The 19,016-nt window shown below is 42.6% G+C and carries 18 protein-coding genes and 5 tRNA genes; 12 read left to right on the plus strand and 11 right to left on the minus strand.

Annotation, left to right across the window (positions count from 1 at the left end):
* Positions 1–99: 99 nt before the first annotated feature.
* The 6 genes from PHG22_04405 to PHG22_04430 all read right to left on the minus strand — a co-directional run bounded on the left by PHG22_04405 (position 100) and on the right by PHG22_04430 (position 4,579).
* Positions 100–501 (minus strand): hypothetical protein, encoded by a 402-nt coding sequence (locus tag PHG22_04405; protein MDD5490992.1) that lies wholly within the window; start codon positions 499–501, stop codon positions 100–102.
* A gap of 159 nt (positions 502–660) precedes the next feature.
* The gene (rplS, locus tag PHG22_04410; GenBank protein ID MDD5490993.1) at positions 661–1,002 is read right to left on the minus strand and encodes a 50S ribosomal protein L19; all 342 of its coding nucleotides are present in this window, start codon (positions 1,000–1,002) and stop codon (positions 661–663) included.
* A gap of 110 nt (positions 1,003–1,112) precedes the next feature.
* Positions 1,113–1,538 (minus strand): hypothetical protein, encoded by a 426-nt coding sequence (locus PHG22_04415; GenBank protein ID MDD5490994.1) that lies wholly within the window; start codon positions 1,536–1,538, stop codon positions 1,113–1,115.
* 35 nt (positions 1,539–1,573) lie between these two features.
* Positions 1,574–2,137: a cytidylate kinase family protein gene (locus PHG22_04420; protein ID MDD5490995.1), complete on the minus strand. Its 564-nt coding sequence runs from the start codon at positions 2,135–2,137 to the stop codon at positions 1,574–1,576.
* Between the two features lie 4 nt (positions 2,138–2,141).
* Positions 2,142–3,071, minus strand: coding sequence for an RluA family pseudouridine synthase (locus PHG22_04425; GenBank protein MDD5490996.1), 930 nt, complete (start codon positions 3,069–3,071; stop codon positions 2,142–2,144).
* Positions 3,072–3,073: 2 nt separating this feature from the next.
* Positions 3,074–4,579, minus strand: coding sequence for an HD domain-containing protein (locus PHG22_04430; GenBank protein ID MDD5490997.1), 1,506 nt, complete (start codon positions 4,577–4,579; stop codon positions 3,074–3,076).
* A gap of 224 nt (positions 4,580–4,803) precedes the next feature.
* Here PHG22_04430 and PHG22_04435 point away from each other — a divergent pair, with 224 nt between their 5' ends.
* Positions 4,804–5,484 (plus strand): hypothetical protein, encoded by a 681-nt coding sequence (locus PHG22_04435; protein ID MDD5490998.1) that lies wholly within the window; start codon positions 4,804–4,806, stop codon positions 5,482–5,484.
* Positions 5,485–6,347: 863 nt separating this feature from the next.
* The gene (locus PHG22_04440) at positions 6,348–8,168 is read left to right on the plus strand and encodes a helicase C-terminal domain-containing protein (GenBank protein MDD5490999.1); all 1,821 of its coding nucleotides are present in this window, start codon (positions 6,348–6,350) and stop codon (positions 8,166–8,168) included.
* 210 nt (positions 8,169–8,378) lie between these two features.
* On the opposite strand, the gene PHG22_04445 is transcribed toward PHG22_04440, so the two are convergent.
* Complete coding sequence (locus PHG22_04445; GenBank protein ID MDD5491000.1) at positions 8,379–9,701, minus strand: M23 family metallopeptidase; 1,323 nt, start codon at positions 9,699–9,701, stop codon at positions 8,379–8,381.
* A gap of 198 nt (positions 9,702–9,899) precedes the next feature.
* On the opposite strand from PHG22_04445, the gene PHG22_04450 reads away from it, so the two are divergent.
* A complete protein-coding gene (locus PHG22_04450) occupies positions 9,900–11,885 on the plus strand; it encodes a sodium-translocating pyrophosphatase (GenBank protein MDD5491001.1) in 1,986 nt (661 codons plus the stop codon).
* A gap of 97 nt (positions 11,886–11,982) precedes the next feature.
* Positions 11,983–12,225 carry a hypothetical protein gene (locus PHG22_04455; GenBank protein ID MDD5491002.1) on the plus strand — a complete coding sequence of 81 codons (243 nt, stop codon included), beginning with the start codon at positions 11,983–11,985 and terminating at the stop codon, positions 12,223–12,225.
* A gap of 76 nt (positions 12,226–12,301) precedes the next feature.
* Here PHG22_04455 and PHG22_04460 read toward each other — a convergent pair whose 3' ends face one another.
* Positions 12,302–12,496: a hypothetical protein gene (locus PHG22_04460; protein MDD5491003.1), complete on the minus strand. Its 195-nt coding sequence runs from the start codon at positions 12,494–12,496 to the stop codon at positions 12,302–12,304.
* A 10-nt stretch (positions 12,497–12,506) separates the two neighbouring features.
* On the opposite strand from PHG22_04460, the gene tig reads away from it, so the two are divergent.
* From tig to PHG22_04500, 8 genes are all read left to right on the plus strand, one after another.
* Positions 12,507–13,796 (plus strand): trigger factor, encoded by a 1,290-nt coding sequence (gene tig / locus PHG22_04465; protein ID MDD5491004.1) that lies wholly within the window; start codon positions 12,507–12,509, stop codon positions 13,794–13,796.
* Between the two features lie 6 nt (positions 13,797–13,802).
* A complete protein-coding gene (locus PHG22_04470; protein MDD5491005.1) occupies positions 13,803–14,660 on the plus strand; it encodes a deoxyribonuclease IV in 858 nt (285 codons plus the stop codon).
* Between the two features lie 146 nt (positions 14,661–14,806).
* A complete protein-coding gene (locus PHG22_04475) occupies positions 14,807–15,055 on the plus strand; it encodes a GIY-YIG nuclease family protein (GenBank protein MDD5491006.1) in 249 nt (82 codons plus the stop codon).
* Positions 15,049–15,121 (plus strand) — tRNA-Gly (locus tag PHG22_04480). The genes PHG22_04475 and PHG22_04480 overlap by 7 nt, the downstream gene beginning before the upstream one ends.
* A 120-nt stretch (positions 15,122–15,241) precedes the next feature.
* Positions 15,242–15,329 (plus strand) — tRNA-Leu (locus tag PHG22_04485).
* A 90-nt stretch (positions 15,330–15,419) separates the two neighbouring features.
* A tRNA-Lys gene (locus tag PHG22_04490) sits at positions 15,420–15,495 on the plus strand.
* A 62-nt stretch (positions 15,496–15,557) separates the two neighbouring features.
* A tRNA-Tyr gene (locus PHG22_04495) sits at positions 15,558–15,644 on the plus strand.
* A 90-nt stretch (positions 15,645–15,734) separates the two neighbouring features.
* Positions 15,735–15,807, plus strand: a tRNA-Lys gene (locus PHG22_04500).
* Positions 15,808–15,891: 84 nt separating this feature from the next.
* Here PHG22_04500 and PHG22_04505 read toward each other — a convergent pair.
* The 3 genes from PHG22_04505 to rny all read right to left on the minus strand — a co-directional run bounded on the left by PHG22_04505 (position 15,892) and on the right by rny (position 18,712).
* Positions 15,892–16,191 carry an HU family DNA-binding protein gene (locus PHG22_04505; GenBank protein ID MDD5491007.1) on the minus strand — a complete coding sequence of 100 codons (300 nt, stop codon included), beginning with the start codon at positions 16,189–16,191 and terminating at the stop codon, positions 15,892–15,894.
* Positions 16,192–16,231: 40 nt separating this feature from the next.
* Complete coding sequence (locus PHG22_04510; protein MDD5491008.1) at positions 16,232–17,032, minus strand: TIGR00282 family metallophosphoesterase; 801 nt, start codon at positions 17,030–17,032, stop codon at positions 16,232–16,234.
* Positions 17,033–17,185: 153 nt separating this feature from the next.
* A complete protein-coding gene (gene rny, locus PHG22_04515) occupies positions 17,186–18,712 on the minus strand; it encodes a ribonuclease Y (protein ID MDD5491009.1) in 1,527 nt (508 codons plus the stop codon).
* Positions 18,713–19,016 lie beyond the last annotated feature (304 nt).

Genomic DNA, 19,016 nt, shown 5'->3' on the forward strand with positions numbered 1-19,016 from the left:
ATAAAAAACGGGCGGTTGATAACCGTCCGTTTTGTTTGAAATTCCTTTTTAATCATTGGCGAGTAGCCAGTTTCTAATTTTCGTCTTCCATACAGTGGGTTATTTAATGTTGTTAAATAACCAGAATAGGTTGTATAGACCAATGAACAGAATGATGATTATACTGCAGATTAGGCTAATAGCCAGACCGAGAATCAAGCCGAAAATCAGACCGAAAAACAGGCCGAGGAATAGACTGATGAGTAGGCCATCAACTAGGATGCTGGGGTCTTTCTTTATTACAAATATTATAGTATTTGTAAAAATGAGAGCAGAAAGGATATCCCACCAGCGCGATATAGGGAAAGGCAGTTGATAAACAGTCCCTTCGCCCAGAGATATTTGGGTTAACTCCGGCACTTCACCGGCAATAAAATACCATATGCCCCAAAAAAGGGCGAAGAAAGCAGCAGAAAGTATTGACCATCTGACCGTCAGCTTCTTTGTTCTGTTCCAATCCATTTCTATTTCCTCCTATAAATTAAGATTATTTTATTGTCAAAGACATCTGGTTAAATTTAGCATAAGTATATTATTTTGTCAACCCCGCCTTGGACGGGGCTAAGAATAAAAAAACCGTCCCGTCCCGAGTGCTCGGGACGGGACGGTTTTTAGGTCATTTTATTTTAGAGGAGTTTCTTCCAGCTTTCTGACAAATCCCTTTTTCAAAAAGTTTAGTTTAGCTCGACGAACTTGCGCTTGTTTGACTGGCTCAATTTTAACCAGCGTCGGCAAGTGGAGAGGAAAAATTTTTTCCACGCCAATCCCTTCGGAAATTTTTCTGACGGTGATGGTCCCGCCTTTTTCTTGGCCATGCTTTTTAGCGATTATCATTCCTTCAAAAATCTGGATGCGCTCTTTTTCTTCGCCCTTAGCGTTTAATTCTTTAATTTTTTGATGGACGCGCACGGTCATTCCCGGTTTTAATTCCGGCAATTTCATTTCGGTCTGTTGCTCGGTCATATATGCTGATTATTATTTTTTAATACTTGTATTCGGTAGTTTATTATAAGTATATAAATATGTCAAGATATAAAAACCCCGTTATTTAACGGGGTTTTGGCGATTCTTCTTTAGGGCCTTCTTAATTGGGCCAATGTCTTTCTCATCTCCTCGGGAATAAAGGGGTGGTCAAACTCACAAATTTTCCATTCTTTGATTTCAAGACTTGGGAAATTATGAATTTTGTCGGGAGAAATGGCGCCGGGCGGGGTAAGGGAGTTCTCTAGGGATTTTGCTGACTTGAATAGTTTTTGAAATTCTTTCGGCGGTTTTTTATAAGAAGAGAAGGGTTTGATGTTATTTTCCAAATCCAAGAAAATTTCGGCGAGCAATACATGATAAATCATTTTTTGGGCTTCCGGCAAAGTTTTCCCTTGAGCCACCACATCGTATTCAAGGCACTGAGCGGAAAAAATGGTACTCCCGTCAGTAGTTTTGTTTTTAATAATCAAAATACTGACTACTATTTTTTGTATTTTTTGCTCTTTATTTTCCATCTTTTTACCCTCCTTGGGTTGTAGTTGTAAATGAACTATGGTTTGTTTAATTCTTTTCGTACTATTTTATATATTTTAGCAAATTTTTCTTCAGCTGACAAATTTGTGGAATCAATCACGTAATCGTAATGGCTTTTGTCGTAGGCGTCAAAACCATAGTATTGTTGGTAGCGTTTTTTGTCGCTGGCGATACGTTCTTGATTAAGCTGTAAAACATCCTCCACGCTTTTGGCGGTTTTGCCTTCATTGCGTTCCGCGTTTTGCCGGAGGTCCTGCCAGATTCTTTTCGCCCCTTCCATTTCTTCAACATCAACAAAGATTTTTAGGGCCCGTGGTATGAAATAAAAACTCGTCCGCCCTTCAATGACAAAGTTATCCTGAGTTTCGCCGAGTTTTTTTTGCAACTCATCCACTTCTTTATCGGTTGTCGGGTCGGTTTCTCCCAGTTTGTTATATTCTTCCAGAGTCAGCCCCCGTTTTTTAGCCGCTTCGCGCCTAAGCCCGCCCATATAATAATGAGGCCAGCCGAGCTTTTTGGCCAATTGTTTAGCCACGGTGGATTTCCCCGAGCCGGGCATGCCGCCCAACACTATAATCATAAAATTATTTTAAAATTTTAAGGATATAATTTAATTCTTGGGGCAATGGGGACGAGAATTCTTTCCAGTCATTATTCAAATCACGCCAACCCAAAAGGGAAGCGTGCAAAAAAACTCTTCGGCAGGCGACCGTTTCTTTTAATTTTTTTGTTTTATAGAGTTTGTCGCCGACAATCGGATGACCGATGGCTTTCAAGTGGACTCTGATTTGGTGAGTGCGTCCGGTTAGCAATTTTATTTTTAACAAGCTAAAATGGGTAAACTTTTTTATAATCTCATATTCAGTTAAGGCCTCTTTGCCCTCGACATTTTTGGGCCTGGCTGCCATGAGCCCCCGGCCGGTTCTGGCAATGGGAAAATCAATTACTCCTTCGTTTTTGGGCGGGTGGCCATAAACCAAGGCCGTGTACTCCTTTTTTATTGTTCTTTCCCGAAACTGTTTTTTGAGCGATTCAAATCCCGCTTCCGAGCGAGCAATAATTAACAAACCAGAAACGTCTTTATCTATCCTATGGACGATTCCCGGCCGAGCGGGGTCAGCGCCGATTTTTGCTACTTCCGGATATTTTTTTATAACTTCATCAATGAGTGTGTTATTTTTATGAACATTATCAGGATGAACAACCAGCCCCGCTGGCTTATCAACCACGATGAAATTTTTATCGGCGAACACCACGGGAATGTTTAAGTCACGGTTTTTTCCAATGTCAGAAGAGGACCTCTTCTCTTTATTTTTTATTTTTTTAACAGTAATAACGTCGCCATCTTTTAAAAAGGCATGGACTTTGGCCGGCCGGTTATTTACCAAAACCGTCTCTGATTTAATTATTTTTTGGATTTGCGCGCGCGATAAATCATTAAGTTTGGCGGTGAGCCATTTGTCCAGTCGTTCTCCGGAGGTAGTACTGTCAATTTTAAATTCCCGAATAGCCATAATTATTCCACTTCTTCGTATTTTTTAAAAAATGCTTCCTTGTTTTTCTTTTCGTATTCGCCTAGATTCGGCTCCAGCTTTTTTAAATCCTCGCCCGGCAGTTTATTTAATTCCCCGGCTCTCTGTTCCAGATATTTTTTAGTATTTTTTTTCTTGTCTTCCAGAACTTCTCCCAGCAGGGCTTTCAGCAGAAAACCAATACGCGGCCCCGGCGGCATTTTAAAAATTTTCATTAAATCATTACCGTCAATTTTAAGCATGGAAGTGGTAATGGCGTCCATTTGCACTTCCTGTATTTTTCGTTCCAACACCTGAAGTTTCCAGGGCTTGGCTTTGGGCCGACCCATGCCCAGCCGGTCGCAGATGCGCAGGCGGATAAGGTCATTGACATTGTCTTTGCCGACGCGCGCCAGCAGACGGCGCACTCCGGCATCGGTCACCTCGCCCAAACTGTAGTAAAACATATGATGGCGGACGAGATGAGAAATTTTTTCGGTCAGTTCGTTGGAATAGCGCAGGCGGTATAATATTTTTTTGGCAATTTTCGCGCCCACCAAATCGTGATTGAAAAAAGTGCTGGTTTTTCCCAGGCCCCTTTTGGTCTGCGGTTTGGCGATGTCATGGAGCAGGGCGGCCAGGCGGATTTCCAAATCGTAATTTCTTTCCGCGGCAAAACCAAGTGATTTAGTCAGATGCTCAAAGACGGTATAAATGTGGCTGCGGTTTTGAGTTAACCCCACCCCCGCAGTCAGTTCCGGAATAAAAATTTTTAACAGATTTAATTTGTATAAAAGATTCAGGCCTTCTTCGGCTTTGGCCGACATGATTATTTTAGTGAATTCATCGCGAATTCTCTCGGCGCTGATTTTTGAAAGTCCTGCGGCGTTTTTCTTTATCGCTTCCCAAGTATTTTTTTCAATCAGAAACCCCAGCTGGCAGGCCAGGCGCACGGCCCGCAACATTCTGGTGTAATCCTCGGCGAATCTTTCTTCCGGCTTGCCGACAGTGCGGATGATTTTTTCTCCCAAATCTTTTTCTCCTTCAAAGGAGTCAATTAATTTCTCCGTTGTGAGTTGTGAGTTGTGAGTTGTGAGTTTAAGCGCCATGGCATTAACTGTAAAATCGCGACGGGATAAATCTTCCTCAATAGACAGTTTGAAATTTGATTGCACGTCAAAATCTTTATATTTACCGGTGCCCCATGATTCTTCCGTGCGGGGTAAGGCGATATCAAACGGTTCTTTGATTTTTTTGTTCTTTGGCAGAAATTTAAAAACTCCGAATGCTCCCCCGACTAAATCCACCCGCCCCTCTTCGGCTAAAAATTTTTCCAGTTGTTCGGGCGCAACATTTCTGACCACAAAATCGTAGTCATAAGTGGTTCGTCCTAAAAGCAAATCGCGTACCGCCCCGCCCACTAAAAAAATTTCCGCTTGAGGAAAAGACCTAAGCAATTTTTTTATCCAAGAAAACTCGGTATTTTTTAAAATTTTTTCCAGATTCTTCATGTTTATATTGTAGCATAAAGCGGGGGCTAGGGTAACAAAAGGCGCGGGGATAGTGGTATTGACAAAATTTAAGTGGTATGTTAAGATGGTTTGTTGTTCATTTAAAATCGGGATAGTGGGCCATTCGTGGTTTTAAATCCACGGAAGTCCTTTCCATAAGTACAGGGTAAAATTTGTTTTACCGGTTTTTGTATTATTCACCTTAATTAAAGGAGAAAAACACAATGGCAGAAAAGGCAAAGAAAAATCCGTTTTTGGTCTGCTCGTCCGACGAGAAATGTTTTCTCGTTGAGATAGAGGGTACCGAACGTCTTCTGATGGACCAGATGACAGGAGAAGAGATTGTCGAGACATTGATTCGTCGCAAAAGGCAGCAAGCTAAGACGGACGTCTCCCTTGAAGATTTGGCATCCGAGTCAATTTACCGCGACGGAGAAAACAAAATTATTATCCCCGCGGTAAATCTGCTGTCTTGCCTCCGTGAGGCCGGCAAACAGATTCCTTGGGGAGCGACTTCAAGTAAAAAGAGAATCACCAAAGCCGACGGCACCACCATGCTTCACTCCTTTCTGAAAATCCCCGATGCCAACCTTATTCTTGAGCTTCCCGAAGAGGGAGTTAACAAGGAGGGCTGGGCTGTGGATGTGCGCAAGGGGAAGCTGAAAGACGGCACAGCCGTAGGGATTGTCAGGCCCTTGTTTCGGGAATGGTCGTTTAAAGTCAAAATTTACATTGACTTTTATACCTCCGAAGTGACTCCCGAAATGGTCGGCAAGCTTTTTTTCACGGCTGGCAAATCGGTCGGACTTTGTGCTTTCCGTCCGGCCTGCGGTGGTCCTTTTGGCACTTTCCACGTCAAAAGCTGGGAAGAGGTTAAGGCCCCTGCAGCTGAAGAAGCCGCGTAAAAAGTTGCGTAATGAATTTGGGATAGGGTTAAAATTTAACCCTATCCAACCGATTGTTATGGTTTTCGTTTATTCTCAGTGCGTTATTGTTCAGTAGACCAAAGCCTCGTAAGGTGGTGTAACCTACCGCAGCTCGGGGCAAGGTCCATTAAGACCTTGCCTTTTTCTTTTTTGCACCCCCCTTGTCATTTAATTTATTTAAAGTTAACAGATTTTTTGTAATATAGCTATCTTTTGTGCCGCGTTTTTCACTTGTGCAGCGTGTTGTCTGGCGTAGCAATCCAGAGCTCAGCACACTTTACAGCCCTAAAGTTTCGTAGAGTAAAGTCTTGCCCCCCACCGTTCAGTTCGCCACAGGGCAGAGTCCATTGAGACCCTGCCTTTTTTATTTCCTTTAACTAAGCCCCTGACACGCCCCAATGCTTGGCATCGGGGCACTCCAAAAGTGCTTGACAAGTTTTATGCTGTTTGTTAAGATTTTTTGTTGAGTAATAATATATAGTTATAAAATGCTTTGTGATCTGCTGTGTTGTTCACCCCGACTTTCTTGGGTTCAGTAAAGCATAGCGAATTAATGTAGAGCATAGGGCCTCGAATTTTCGGGGCCACTTTTTTTAAAACACCGTATTTATTGACAAAAGATGATTTCCATGCTAATATATATTTTATATAAGAGTAGCGCTTAGTTTCATTTAGTTAGGCACTGCGTAGCGCATTAAATTTCAGAGCATTGTAGCACAGGGCAGGGTCCAGTGAGATTCTGCCATTTTTATTTTTGCTATTGACAAAAATCAGAGTTTATATTAGAATATAAAGATTTTTGATTGTTTAAGATTAAACGTTCTTTGAGAAAGGAAATTAAAATGAATGTAGCAGTAAAGGATTTTTTAAAGCATTTTCCCCATGAAAAGATGAGGGATACACAGGAAAAGGCGTTAGAGAAAGTTGCTAGCTCAGAAAAGGGCGTAATTCTTGAAATGCCAACCGGTTCCGGTAAAACGGCGGTCGGCATAACTGTTCTTAAGACGATGGCTAAAAAAGGGAGTAAAGGTCTTTTTTATATTACTCCCACCAAAACTTTAGTTGACCAAATACGGCGTCTTTTCCCAAATGATGTGACAGTTATTCTTGGTCGGGCGGAGTATCAGTGCCTTTATTACAGTTCGCAAGGAATTCTCGGGATAAATGCCGAAGAATCTCCTTGCTATATGCTGAAGTGTCCACATCGCGTTGACCAAGAGACGGGTAAGGTTTGCGAAAGCGGCGTTGAACCGTGTCCTTATTTCAAAGCCAAGCATGAAGCCAAAAAACGGGCAGAGGAAGGTGGAATTGTTCTTTGCACGACCGCTTTTTTCCTTAAAAACAGGTTGACGGTAGAGGGTTGGCGTGATAACAAACCGGATGCGGTCGTTATTGATGAAGTGCATCGGTTGGCCAAAATTGCAAGGGATATTTTTTCTTACACTCTTACCGATTATCATCTTGGGAGAGTTGCTAAATTGGTAGCGGAGTTTGACGAGAAACAAGCTGAGATTATCAAAAAGTTTAATGGGCGTTTTAGGCAGATTGCCCGGCGAAGAATATCTTGCAAGCCGTCCCTTTTGAAAATAGAAGAAGTCGAGAGCTTGATCAAGATAATGGAAAATATAGATGACCAATATCTTGAGAAAAAAATTAGGGAAGCGGTAGATGCCGGCAAAATTAATCCCGTGGAGCAGAAAGGCGACCTTAAAACATTGGAGAATTTTATTACCAATATACCTCGACTTATCCGGTCTCTTTGTTATGCGACTGATTTGGAAAAAGAAAATCCGCTTAATTACGTTGTCGCCTTTTATTACACAAAGGACGACCCGGAATTTGCTGGCACCAAAAGAAAGGCAAGATATTTTCTTACCATCAAAAGCTATTTTGTTATTCCGATTATCAGGCGGGTGCTTGGCAAAAAGGTAATTGCCTATTCCGCTACTATCGGCGATAGTAGAATATTCAGTTTTGAGACGGGGATCAAGTTGCCCTTCTTTAGCTTTCCCTCTATGTTCCCCATAGAGCAGGCCAAGATTTTTATGCCGACAGATACAAAAAATTTGGCGGTAAGCAGAAGAAGAAGGGGCGACCTGAGCAAGAGTCTGCGTCTGGTAGTGGAAACATCTTTGCTTTTTGCCAAGAAGGGCTGTCGTTCTTTGGTGGTAGTGGTTTCAGAGGAAGAACGGCAGAAGTTTTTACAGATTGCGGGCGAAAAAGGGTTGGAGGCGATAAGCTATGGGAATGGGATAAAGCCCAGAGAAGCGGCCGCTAAATTTTCCCGCGGAGAGGGGCAAGTTCTTGTGGGAACCGCTGCCAACTATTCCGAGGGTGTTGATTTCCCCAAAAAACTTGCGCCGGTGATTTTTTTCTTACGACCCGGTTATCAACGTCCTGATGACCCGGAAACCCAGTTTGAAGAAAGACGGTTTACCAACGGTCAGGTCTGGGCATTAAGAAATTGGCGGGTGATGTTAGAGGCGTTGCAGGTTCGGGGCCGCAATATTCGCGGCGCTGAAGATATTGGGGTGTGTTTCTTTATATCCCAGCAGTTCCGCAATTTCCTTTATACTTCTATGCCGGAGTGGTTAAAACCAGCTTACTCGGGGCAACTGACAATGGAGGGGGCAGTGAAGGAGGCGATGAAATTATTAAAGTGAAACATTATAATAAATGTACAGTCCTTTATTGTAAATTACCGAACAGTATAGTGACGTTTAGTCTTCTGGCGTCACGTCGACTCGAGTCTTGAACACAACACTACTGTGCAGGGCAGGGTCCATTGAGACCCTGCCATTTTTTATCAAATCCAACCTCTCCCGACAAATATCGGAGAGGTTTTTTTATTTTCCCGGATAAATATAAAGCGATTATTTTATATATAACAGCGGGTTCATTTTGCGCCCGTTGATGATTACTTCAAAGTGAATATGCGTGCCGGTGGAGCGTCCGGTGGTTCCCATCATAGCAATAGTTTCCCCGCGGCTGACTTGTTGGCCTCTTTTTACAAAAAGTTTGCTGGCATGGCCGTAGCGGGTTTTGACTCCATTCCCATGATTGATTAATATTTGCAACCCATATCCGCCCAGCCACCCCGCGGATTCCACCGTCCCACTTTCGGCGGCATAGAGCGGCGAGCGGTAGTCGCCGTCAATATCAAGACCGCTGTGACGCCAGCTGTAATATTGAGTGATGACACGCCAGCTGGTCGGCCAAAGCATTTTGCCGCTGGCAATTTGCGTCGACCCGGGCGGTTTCACGGCGCTTTTATCAACCGGACTCCAGGTTCTGGCAGGGGCGCTATAAACAGGAATAATCTTGCCGTCAGGCACCATTAAAATATCTCCGGTGGCGATGTCACTGGTATCAGTCAGTTTATTGAAAGCAATAATTTTTTCTTCGGTAGAACCGTATTGTTTGGCGATTTTCGCGACCGTATCGCCCTTTTTGACTTTGTGCTCCACGCCGTCAGCCGGCAGAATTTTTAATTTGTCGCCCGGCCGGATGTAGCTGTAAGCGCTTAGGTTATTCGCCCAAAGCATAGTATTCACCGCCAAGCTGAACTTTTCCGCGATACTGGAAATAGTATCATTTTGCTCAACGATATATTCAACCGTTTCGGTGCGGGTTTTTAAGCCGAGTTTGGTGTTGGAGATATTGGTTCGGACAAGGGCAGTGTCTCCTTGGGCGGTTGGCAAATCACTTTCTTCCTCGGTGACATCTTCAATTAAATAAGGGACCGGCCGGAGAGTACTCTGAATGCCGCGCGAACTATCCAAGTAGCTCAAGAGTTTGTCTTCTTTTTCCGGTATGGCGCTTTCCTTTTCTACTATCGGGCCTTCTTCAATGGTGTAATTATAACTCAGGTCGTCTTTGACCATAGAATAAAGAATGCTCTTTTCTCCGAAATCTTCCCGGCGGGTTTCTTGGGCGTTGAGATTGTCAAAAGTTATTAAAGCGACGATGGCGATGATGACTACGTAGACAGCGTATTGATTGGTAAAGACGGAAAGAAATTTATTTTGCTGATAAACAAAAATTTTTTGCAGGAACCTTTTTATGGTTAGATAAGTTTTATAAAACGAAATTATCGCTGGCCGTCCGAGAAATTTCCAGGTTTGTCCTGCCAGCCAAGCTAAGAGCGGTTTTAGATTTTTTCTAAGAAAATTAAAAAATCTGCCAAAATAAATCAACCCTCTTAAAAAAAGAAGGCCGGATTTAATAGCTATTTTTTTGAGGTAATTTAAGATATATTTAAGGTTATTTACGCCCGTATTCTCTATAATATCATAACCGCGGCTGTTTTTAAAGATTGTTTTTAGAGATTGACAGTTTGTTTTGCTTATTGATATGATATATTCAACCCTAAAAATTAATGTAAAAAGAGTTTTATGTCAAGTTCTCTTATTTTTGCTTTGGTCGCGGCAATTTTAGCCATCGTCTACGGTTTAGTTCTAGCGAGTTGGGTTATTAAGCGCCCGGCCGGTGATGAAAAAATGCGAGCCATTGCCAGCGCCATTCAAGACGGCGCTAAGGCGTATTTAGCGCGCCAGTATAAAACCATCAGCGTTATTGCCGTGGTTTTATTTTTACTTTTAGGATTTTTTGTCGGCTGGGTCGTCGCCTGCGGATTTTTAATCGGCGCGATTTTATCGGGCTTGGCGGGAATTATTGGCATGAATGTTTCGGTCCGGGCCAATGTGCGCACCGCCGAAGCCGCGAAAAGCGGAATGGCCAAGGCCTTTCAAGTTGCCGTGCGCGGCGGTTCCGTGACGGGATTTTTAGTGGTTGGCTTGGGACTTTTGGGAGTAGCCGGCTTTTACGCCATTACGAAAGATGTTCATGCTTTGATTGGCTTGGGTTTTGGCGGAAGTCTAATTTCTATTTTTGCCCGCTTGGGCGGAGGCATTTATACTAAAGCCGCTGATGTCGGCGCTGACCTGGTCGGCAAAGTGGAAGCCGGCATTCCGGAAGACGACCCGCGCAATCCGGCGGTGATTGCCGATAATGTGGGAGATAATGTCGGCGACTGCGCCGGTATGGCCGCTGATTTATTTGAAACCTATGCCGTGACGTCAGTGGCGGCAATGCTGCTGGGCTTTTTATTATTTAAAGGATTTGACAAGGCCCTGCTTTATCCCTTGGTGTTGGGCGGGGTTTCTATCATCACTTCTATAATCGGAATTTTATTTATTAAATTGGGAGCCAAACAAAATATTATGGGCGCTCTTTACAAAGGGCTTATCGTTTCCGGAGTTTTGGCCGCGATTATTTTTTATCCGGTGACTAATATGCTTATGAAGGGTAATGGTCTTTACGAGCCGTGGAAACTTTATTTGGCTTCCTTGATTGGCTTGGTTGTCACCGGACTTTTAGTTTTTATCACTGAATATTACACCTCCACAAAGTATAATCCGGTAAAATCAATTGCCCGTTCCTCCGAAACCGGACACGGTACCAACATCATCGCCGGTTTAGCGGTTTCCATGAAATCCACTGCCTGGCCGATTATTGTCATTGCGGGAGCTATTTTAGGAGCTTACGCTTTAGCCGGAGTATACGGAATCGCCGTGGCCGCCGTGGCCATGCTTTCTCTGGCTGGAATTATTGTGACCATTGATTCTTACGGTCCGGTTACTGATAACGCCGGCGGGATTGCCGAGATGGCGAATCTGCCGGAGGATGTCCGCAATATCACCGACCCCCTGGATGCGGTGGGTAATACCACCAAAGCGGTGACCAAGGGTTATGCCATTGGTTCCGCGGCCCTCGCGGCTTTGGTACTTTTTGCCGATTTCACGCACGCCATCGGCGGCGGCTTCACTTTTGGCATTGATAATCCCAAAGTTTTAGTCGGTTTGTTTATCGGCGGACTATTGCCTTACTATTTCGGAGCGTTAGCTATGCAAGCCGTCGGCCGCGCGGCGGGGAAGGTGGTGGAAGAAGTGCGCAATCAATTTAAGACCAAACCGGGGATAATGCAGGGAACGGAAAAACCCGATTATGGCAAAACGGTTGATATCGTGACTGTGGCCGCCATTAAACAAATGATTGTTCCCGCTTTGATTCCGGTTGTCGTTCCGATTTTAATTGGCTTTATTTTAGGGATTGAGGCCTTAGGCGGTCTTTTGGTTGGCAGTATTATCACTGGCGTTTTTGTCGCTATATCTATGACTACCGGCGGCGGCGCTTGGGACAATGCTAAAAAATATATTGAGAAAGGAAATTTTGGCGGCAAAGGTTCATTCGCTCATCAGGCGGCGGTTACCGGCGACACCGTCGGCGACCCGTATAAAGACACCGCTGGTCCGGCGATTAATCCCATGATTAAAATTCTTAATATCGTGGCGCTTTTGATAGTGGGATTGTTGTTATAAATTTAGAATAAAAATTAAATAATATTTATCGTAGAGACGCGATTAATCGCATCTCTACTTTTTTTTGCAGGGCTTGACAAAATATTATATTTGTGGTATGTTGTTTTGTTGTTCTATTTTAAAAAATAATGAATTGGAGGAATTTAAAATGGGGAATAAAAATGGTGAAAAGAAGCTTTCTACTCCTGAAGAGTATTTGAATGATCTTAATAAACGCATAGCTTCGTATTCTGAATTACTGCGGCAGAAGATCGCCAGAGATGATTTATACCAATCCCCCGAATATTTAGGGGCAATGGATAAGGTGGATAAAATAATTGAGAAAGAAACGATTACTTAAGATGATTTACGGGAAATCAAAAAAATATTTTTGCAATGGGATCCCGAAGGAGCCAAAATCGCTTTCAGTCAAATACTCAAGAAAACTCCCACAGAAGCACGTCAGAATATGAAAGATACTTGGGCTCAAGTATGTTCAGAAGAACCCGCAGCCGAGTAAAAAATTCGTCTTCAAAAAAGCAGGAATAAATCCTGCTTTTGTTTTTATAATCAGACACGCGCTTGACTAAATCGTAAAAATTTACTATAATCCAAGATGTTTTATTAATCATAATTTTTTGTATGCAGGTTAGTTTAAGTAAATTAGCCAAGGGTCAAGTGGAACTTAATCTGGAGGTTGGAAATGACGAAATGAAAACATTTTTGGAAAAAGCGGCTGAACAATTATCAGTAAATAATAAAATTAAAGGGTTTCGGCCGGGCAAGGTGCCTTATGAAATCATCAAGAAAGAATTTGGTGAGATGGCAATTTATGAGGCGGCCTTAGACAGAATTGTCAGTAAAACTTTTTTTGACGCGGTTAAAGAAAACAATCTGGAGACAGTTGGTCAGCCGAAAATTGAGGTAATAAAATTGGCTCCGGGCAATCCTCTTGTTTATAAGGCAACAGTCGCTCTTTTGCCCAAGGTAACTTTGGTTGACTGGAGAAAAATGAAAGTGGAACGTAAAAAAATAAATATCACCGAAGAAAAACTTAGCAAAGCCCTGGAAGAATTAAAAAAAATGCAAAACAAAGAGATTTTAGTTGACCGTCCGGCGGAAGGCACTGATAAAATCATCGTGGATATGGAAATGTATTTGGATAAAGTTCCGGTTGATGGCGGGCAAGCCAAGGGTCACGCGATATTTCTCGGGGAACCGTATTTTGTGCCGGGATTCAGAGAAAAAATTCTCGGTCAGAAAAAAGGTGAGGTAAGAGAATTTATTTTGGAGTTTCCTCAAGAACATTATCAAAAGAATCTGGCGGGCAAAAACGTGGAATTTAAAGTGACGTTAAAAGATGTTTATAAAGTGGAACCGCCGGAGCTAAACGATGATTTTGCCAAAGGTTTGGGACAAAAATCATTAGAAGAATTAAAAAAGATATTAAAAGATAACCTTGACCGCGAAGAAAATCTTTATGAAGACCAGCGCAGTGAGGGTGAAATGCTGGAGAAACTGGTTAAGGATTGTAAGGTTGAGGAAATTCCGGAAATTCTTTTAGGGGGCGAAGTGGAAAAAATGATTTTGGAATTAAAAGACAATGTTTCAAAACAGGGCATGAAATTTGAAGATTACGTCGCCAATATCTTAAAAAAGAAACCGGAAGATTTAAGGAAAGATTTTTTGCCTCAAGCCGAGCGGCGAGTGAAAACCGCTTTAGTGATAAGGGGGGTGGCAGGGCAGGAAAATATCAGCGTGGAAGAAAAAGATATTGACGAAGAGGTTAAAAAAATGCTATCTTTATATGCAGACAGTCCGGAGATTCAGGAAAGTATTAAATCCCAGAGCGGCAGAGAATATTTAGCCAATTTAATCAGAAATCGCAAAACAATAGATTTATTAAAAAAACAAATTATTAAAACCGCGTAACTTCTTATGAAAATCGGCGGGCATTTTGTAACGAATAATGGGATTAAAAATATTCCGGCCAAAGCCAAAGAACTGGGGTGCGAATGTTTTCAGTTTTTTTTGCAGCCGCCCCATATTGATTCCGCTTCCATTCCCGTTTTAACCGTAGCGGAAAGTTATCTGGAGGAATTTGAAGCGGAATGTAAAAAATGTGGTTTGACCGATTTTTATGTCCACGCACCTTATTTTATTAATTTAGCCTCTGACTCTTTGCGAGTTCGTCAGGAGTCCGTTAATTTTTTAAAAACAGAGTTGAAGGCAAGCGAGATGATTGGCGCCAAATCTTTAGTCATTCATTTAGGAAGTTCGGGCGGAGAGGATGAAAAAAGCGCGATAAAAAGAGCGGCGGAAAGTTTAAAAGATATTTTGGAAGGTTATAACGGGAAGACGGGAATTCTTATGGAGATTATTTCCGGCAGAGGGCTTATTATCGGAAGGAATTTTAAGCAGATTGGTTCTATAATTTCCAAATTGTCAGGGGAAGAGAGAGAAAAAGTGGGCGTTTGTTTTGATACTTGTCATGTCTTTGTCAACGGTTTTGATTTAAGAACCAGACAAGAGGTGGAGCAGACTTTGAAAGAATTTGACCGGGAAGTTGGCATAGAAAAAATAAAGTTAATACACGCGAGCGATAGTCAGGAGAATATTGGTTCGGATATTGATAAACATGAATGTTTAGGTAAAGGCAAAATAGGCAGAGGGGCCTTTTGGTCTTTGTTACACGATAGCCGATTAAAAGACGTTGATTTCATAGTCGAGTCAAATTGCGGCAGCGCCAATGATGTGGAAGTTTTAAAAGGATTAAGAAACGCCGACAAACCTTAAGTCTTGATTTTTTTAGCAGACCTGCTATAATTTTTTTACCTTGCGAAATTTAAATTTTTTATTAAGCGGTAGTAGTTTCCCGCCGCAGCGGGACAGGCGCTTGGTAGAACGCCCCGCCATGGCGGGGAGGTCGTCAAAACCTAAATATGGAACATTTCGTTTACATTTTACAGAGTTTAAAAGATAGCCGATATTATATAGGTAGCACTAATGATTTAAGTAGGAGATTAGAGGAACATAATAGCGGGAAAAGAAAATCATTAAAATTTAGGAGACCCTTAGAGACGGTGTATAGTGAAATTTTTAGTACAAAACAAGAAGCACATAAAAGAGAGTTGCAGATTAAATCATATAAGGGAGGCAATGAGTTTAAGAAGTTAATTATTAAGCGGTAGTAGTTCAGTTGGTAGAACGTCTCCTTGCCAAGGAGAAGGTCGCCGGTTCGAGCCCGGTCTACCGCTCAAAGAAAAAATTATTGTATTTGGGTTTTGAAAATGTAAATTTTTTCAGAACGGACCACCCGTTTTTTATTTTTGTCGTGCGGGTTTTGGGTGACCCCGCCTTGGCGGGGGAACCGAAAGGCCGAGGTGGTGAAATAGGTAGACACGCGAGACTTAAAATCTCGTGGATGAATAATCCGTGCGGGTTCGATTCCCGCCCTCGGCACCAAGACAACCAACAACAGAACAACAGAACAACTGACAACCCAGAACATTCTATCTCGTTGTTAGTTATTGGTTGTAGGTTGTCAGTTCCTTTGCGCCGTTAGCTCAGCTGGTAGAGCAACTGCCTTTTAAGCAGAAGGTCACAGGTTCAAATCCTGTACGGCGTACCAGAGCGGACATCTTCGAACGTTCGTAAATTATTTTTTATTAGTGTAGTGAAAAGAAAAATTTTGGGTCGGTACCAAAGCGGTCAACTGGGGCAGACTGTAAATCTGCTGGCCTTGTGCCTTCGTTGGTTCGAATCCAGCCCGACCCACCAAGATAACAAGACAACCAACAACAGAACAACTGACAACCCAGAACATTCTATCTCGTTGTTGGTTATTGGTTGTAGGTTGTCAGTTCCTTTGCGCCGTTAGCTCAGCTGGTAGAGCAGTTGCCTCTTAAGCAAACGGTCGCAGGTTCAAATCCTGCACGGCGCACCGATTTTTAAGAGTGTCAGATAAATTTTCAAATTTAATATAAAAACCCCTGATATGGAATCCGGGGTTTTTAATTTTGTATTTTTATGCCTGCGCCGATGGAGTCGGTTTTTTAAGCGCGTCTTTTAGGGCTTTGCCGGCTTTGAACTTCGGGACGATGACGGTGGGAATTTGGATTTTTTCGCTCGGTTTTTGCGGATTAACGCCCATTCTGGAAGAGCGAGTTCTGGCAGAAAAAGTCCCGAACCCCGTGAGCGTCACTTCTCCGCCGGATTTTAACGCGGAGGTGATCGTCCCCAACAAAGTTTCAAGCATATCTTCAGCCTGTTTTTTAGAAACATTAACCTTTTCGGAAATTAAATTTATTAATTCAGCTTTATTCATATTATTTTTTCCCCTTTCTTCCGCCCTTGGGCGGGCTTATTTATATTTTTATTTCTTTATTAATACGTAATATTTTTTCCGCCAGTTTATTTTTTGGATTGATTTCCACCAAAACACCATTGATAATGGCCGTTTCGTCTTCCGCCGCTTCAATCGGCTGTTTGACTTGCGTCAAGAAAATTTTCAGCACATTTTCCTTGCTGGCTCCGATTATTGAATTAACACTGCCAGTCATGCCCGCGTCGCTTAGATAGGCCGTGCCCCGCGGGAGAATTTTTTCATCGGCTGTCTGGACATGCGTGTGCGTTCCGATGACGGCGGCCACGCGCCCGTCCGCATACCAGCCCAAAGCCACTTTTTCGGAGGTAGCCTCGGCGTGAAAATCAACAATAATCCCATCTATTTTTTTATTTTTTGTCTTAGTTAAAATATCGTCCAAGGCGCGGAAGGGGCAGTCAAAGTTTTCCGAGAAAAATACCCGCCCCACCAGATTGATTACCAGCAGAGATTTTGTATCCACGGGAATAATTTTGTAACCCTCGCCTTCAACTCCCGGCGGGTAGTTGGCGGGGCGAATAATTTTATCTTTAAGCTCCGGATTTTTTAGAACTTCGTAGATTTCTTTTTTATCCCAAACATGATTGCCGGAAGTAAAAAAATCGACCCCGGCTTCAATAAGTTCTTGCATGCTTTTGGGGGCAATACCCAGGCCGTGCGCCATATTTTCGCCATTGGCAATGACAATATCCGGCGCATATTCTTTTTTTAGTTCAGGCAAGGTTTTTTTAACGGCCTCTCTCCCTGTTTTCCCGTCAACGTCCCCCAAAAAGAGAATTTTCATGATGTTAGATTATTTAGTTTTTATATGCCAGTCACTAGCTGTTTATATTATACAAAATTTAGCTAAGGTTAGCAACCTAATAAAAAGTCTGACCAATCGCCTAAAATAAAAATCCCCCGAATTTACTAGGGGGGATTTTTATCAATATAATTTTTATCTGGCGTATTCTGTTACGCGGGATTCGCGAATAACATTTACTTTTATTTCTCCCGGGTATTTAAGCTCATCTTCTATTTTGGAAGCAATATCTCTGGCCAGCTTCATTGCCGCCAGGTCGTCTATTTTTTCCGGCTTGACAAAGACGCGCACCTCGCGGCCGGCTTGGATAGCGTAAACCTTTTCAATTCCTTCAAAAGACGAAGCGACATTTTCCAATTCTCCCAAACGTTGCAGATATTGTTCGTAAGTATCGCGCCGCGCGCCCGGACGGGCGCCGGAAATGGCATCTGCCACCTTGGCGATAATTCCTTCCAGAGTTTTGGGGTTATCCTCATGGTGGGCGATAGAAATATAGGCGACTTCTTCCGGCAGACCGAATTTTTTCATGATGTCATAACCGATTTGGGTATGGGTTCCCTGCACTTCATGGTCCACGGCTTTACCGATGTCGTGCAACAGCCCGCCTTTCAAAGCCACGGCGACATTGGCGCCCAATTCTTCGGCCAGCAATTTGGAAAGCAAGGCGACTTCAATGGAATGTTGCAAAACATTTTGCCCATAACTAGTGCGATACTTTAAACGGCCGAGAATCTGAACTAATTTGGGGTCAAGCCCGATGACACCGACTTCGTAAGTAGCCGCTTCGCCGGCTTTTTTAATATCCAACGCCAATTCTTTTTTGGCTTCTTCCACGGTTTCTTCAATTCTTCCCGGATGAATACGCCCGTCGGTAATTAATTTATCCAAAGTTCTTTTAGCTAAATGCCGGCGGATGGGATTAAAACCGGAAACCAGAATCGCTTCCGGAGTGTCATCCACGATAATTTCCACTCCGGTGAGCTGTTCAATAACTTTAATATTACGCCCTTCGCGGCCGATAATTCGTCCCTTCATTTCATCGGAAGGCAGGTTAACCACGGTAGTGGTGGTTTCCGTGGCATGCGAGGCGGCGATTCTTTGCATAGTGGAAGTGATAAGAGATTTTGTTCTTCTCTCCACTTCTTCCGAGCCGTATTCTTCCAGTTTGCGGATTCTGGCCAAAAGCTCGTCTTTCATTCTTTGTTCCGTTTGCTCCAACAGTAAATTTTTTGCTTCTTCCTTGGAAAGTTCCGCGATTTTTTCTAATTTGGCGATTTGTTCGTCGCGGATTTCGGAAATTTTTTGTTTGATTTTTTCCACCTCATTGGCCTTATCCTGCAAACGCTGACTTTTATTTTCCAAATCCAGCAATTTTTTGTCAAAAAGTTCTTCTCTCTTTTCCAGGCGGTCCTGGAGGTGTTTTAATTCCTGCCGGCGCAAAGTTTCTTCCCGTTTGGCATCGTCAATAATTTTCAGGGCTTTATCTTTGGATTCTAAAAGAATTTCTTTTTGTTTTTGTTTAGCCTCGTTGATTAAATTTTCCGCTTTGATTTCCGCGGAATTTACTTTTTGTTTGGCGATGACCTTGCGGATAAAATAACCAATAAAAAATCCTGCCAGCGCCAAGACAAGCAAGATTAAAAACCAAAATAAATTTTCCATAGTTATCTCCTATTTTATTCTCGACCGAGAAGAGATATTTAGCGAGATGAGTGAAGTTACAAACAAACTATATCCGCGTTTGGCGGGCAATTTTTACTTTCGCAGTTTGCTATATAAATTACTCATGAAGTTTGCTAATTACCAAAGTTTTATCTATAGATAAACCCTTCTTTTCTTTCATTTCGGCCATTTTTGAGCTTTTCCTTTCGGGTCGAGAACTTTTATTTATTATTGATGAATCTATCTTAACACAGGGCCGGTAAATTGGCAAGGCCGCGCGTTTTTGACATTCTTTTTCAGATTT

The sequence above is a fragment of the Patescibacteria group bacterium genome (assembly GCA_028716045.1).
Taxonomy (GTDB): domain Bacteria; phylum Patescibacteriota; class Patescibacteriia; order JAQUQO01; family JAQUQO01; genus JAQUQO01.

Excerpts from the sequence above, each read along its gene's own strand:
- PHG22_04405 (MDD5490992.1), bottom strand. The coding sequence starts at position 501 with ATGGATTGGAACAGAACAAAGAAGCTGACGGTCAGATGGTCAATACTT.
- PHG22_04455 (MDD5491002.1), top strand. The coding sequence starts at position 11,983 with ATGTTGTTTTGTTGTTCTATTTTAAAAAATAATGAATTGGAGGAATTT.
- PHG22_04430 (MDD5490997.1), bottom strand. The coding sequence starts at position 4,579 with ATGAAGAATCTGGAAAAAATTTTAAAAAATACCGAGTTTTCTTGGATA.
- PHG22_04510 (MDD5491008.1), bottom strand. The coding sequence starts at position 17,032 with ATGAAAATTCTCTTTTTGGGGGACGTTGACGGGAAAACAGGGAGAGAG.
- rny (MDD5491009.1), bottom strand. The coding sequence starts at position 18,712 with ATGGAAAATTTATTTTGGTTTTTAATCTTGCTTGTCTTGGCGCTGGCA.
- PHG22_04420 (MDD5490995.1), bottom strand. The coding sequence starts at position 2,137 with ATGATTATAGTGTTGGGCGGCATGCCCGGCTCGGGGAAATCCACCGTG.
- PHG22_04470 (MDD5491005.1), top strand. The coding sequence starts at position 13,803 with ATGAAAATCGGCGGGCATTTTGTAACGAATAATGGGATTAAAAATATT.
- PHG22_04460 (MDD5491003.1), bottom strand. The coding sequence starts at position 12,496 with ATGATTAATAAAACATCTTGGATTATAGTAAATTTTTACGATTTAGTC.
- tig (MDD5491004.1), top strand. The coding sequence starts at position 12,507 with ATGCAGGTTAGTTTAAGTAAATTAGCCAAGGGTCAAGTGGAACTTAAT.
- rplS (MDD5490993.1), bottom strand. The coding sequence starts at position 1,002 with ATGACCGAGCAACAGACCGAAATGAAATTGCCGGAATTAAAACCGGGA.
- PHG22_04475 (MDD5491006.1), top strand. The coding sequence starts at position 14,807 with ATGGAACATTTCGTTTACATTTTACAGAGTTTAAAAGATAGCCGATAT.
- PHG22_04505 (MDD5491007.1), bottom strand. The coding sequence starts at position 16,191 with ATGAATAAAGCTGAATTAATAAATTTAATTTCCGAAAAGGTTAATGTT.
- PHG22_04425 (MDD5490996.1), bottom strand. The coding sequence starts at position 3,071 with ATGGCTATTCGGGAATTTAAAATTGACAGTACTACCTCCGGAGAACGA.
- PHG22_04450 (MDD5491001.1), top strand. The coding sequence starts at position 9,900 with ATGTCAAGTTCTCTTATTTTTGCTTTGGTCGCGGCAATTTTAGCCATC.
- PHG22_04435 (MDD5490998.1), top strand. The coding sequence starts at position 4,804 with ATGGCAGAAAAGGCAAAGAAAAATCCGTTTTTGGTCTGCTCGTCCGAC.
- PHG22_04415 (MDD5490994.1), bottom strand. The coding sequence starts at position 1,538 with ATGGAAAATAAAGAGCAAAAAATACAAAAAATAGTAGTCAGTATTTTG.
- PHG22_04440 (MDD5490999.1), top strand. The coding sequence starts at position 6,348 with ATGAATGTAGCAGTAAAGGATTTTTTAAAGCATTTTCCCCATGAAAAG.